Raw genomic sequence first — 1,334 nt, forward strand, 5'->3', positions numbered from 1 at the left:
GCCGTCGTCTAATCGTGGGGTTTGCAAGCGCCTTTGTGCGGGGGACGTCATCTGCCGGGGCACGGTCGTCTTCGCGGTCGACATGAGCCGCCGCATCATGGGGCTTCGCGGGATGACCCTTCCAATGTTCGTTCCGCACGCATCGAACCGAGGTTCGCGGTGCAACGGCCGAAGCGGAATGGATCAGCCTACGTCCCGGCAGGGGCGCCTCGTCACGCCATAGGCGCTGGCGAGCTCTTGGATCAGGCGGTAGCGGTTGTCCTGGTGAACAGTTCGCCGGAGCGCAGCATCGCGTGCATGATGACCGCGAGCTTGCGGGCGACGGCGACCGCAGCACGCTTGAAGCCAATCTTCTCGCGAAGCCTCATGCCCCAGCTGCGCAGATCGCTGTCGGCGTGGCTGCGGGTCAGGATGACGACCGCTGCCTCGTACAGGAGCGAGCGGACGTGGCTGTCGCCGCGCCGGGAGATATGGCCGTCATAGTCCACCTCCCCCGACTGGTATCGCCTGGTGGTCAGCCCGAGCCAGGCGCCGACCGAGCGAGATCGGCTGAAGTTGGCGGGGTCCTCTACCGCGGTCAGGTAGGCGGTAGCGGTGATCGCCCCGACGCCGGGGATGGACATCAGCAGCTGACATTGTTGGCTCCCGCGTGCCTCGGCGAGGAGCTGACGACCCAGTCCGGTCGCCTGAATGCGCAAGCCCCGCCACGCCTCGAGGAGAGGCAGGATGATCCGGGCGAGCGCGGCATGGTCGGCAAGCAGGAAGGAGACGTTGCGCTCGAACTTGCCGCCGATGCCACGCGGAACGATGAGCCCGAAGGTCTTCATCAGCCCGCGGATCTGCCCTGCTATGTCTAGGGTCGCCCGGACGAGCTTCGTGCGCGCCGCAATCAGCGTCCGCGAGAGCATGCTGTCGAAGCCCTTCACCCGAACCTCGCGGAAAAACCCGACCTCGGCTAGGTGCGCCAGCCCGTCGGCATCGTTGGCGTCGGTCTTGTTGGCCGCCATGTCGAGCGCCGCCTTGGCATGACGGGCGTCGATGCAGATCGCGGGCAGCCCCTCCGCCGTGAGCGCGTGGTAGAACCAAACCGAGAGCGGCCCCGTCTCGAACACCACCCGCTCGGCGACCGGTGCATGTTTGCGGATCAGAGCCGCGATGACCGCTGGATCCGACAGGCACTTGCCACGCCACACCCGCTTGCCACCCCGTCGGATCGAAACCGCTGTCTCTTTCAACGACACGTCGAGCCCGATATACTCACCCATGGCTGTTCTCCGTTCCGATGTATGGGCCCGGCTGCCAGTCGTGAGCCCGCACCTTCATCTACCGGGGAA

Annotated in this window: 1 protein-coding gene; it reads right to left on the reverse strand. The window is 66.2% G+C overall.

Annotated elements, in window-relative coordinates; genetic code table 11:
• Positions 1–242: 242 nt before the first annotated feature.
• Positions 243–1,265 carry an IS110 family transposase gene (locus FHY05_RS22205; RefSeq protein ID WP_183946707.1) on the reverse strand — a complete coding sequence of 341 codons (1,023 nt, stop codon included), beginning with the start codon at positions 1,263–1,265 and terminating at the stop codon, positions 243–245.
• Positions 1,266–1,334 lie beyond the last annotated feature (69 nt).

Source organism: Sphingomonas sp. BK580, assembly GCF_014194975.1.
In the GTDB taxonomy this organism is placed as follows: Bacteria; Pseudomonadota; Alphaproteobacteria; order Sphingomonadales; family Sphingomonadaceae; genus Sphingomonas.

Coding starts and splice junctions, on each gene's coding strand:
- FHY05_RS22205 (WP_183946707.1), bottom strand. CDS start 1,265: ATGGGTGAGTATATCGGGCTCGACGTGTCGTTGAAAGAGACAGCGGTT.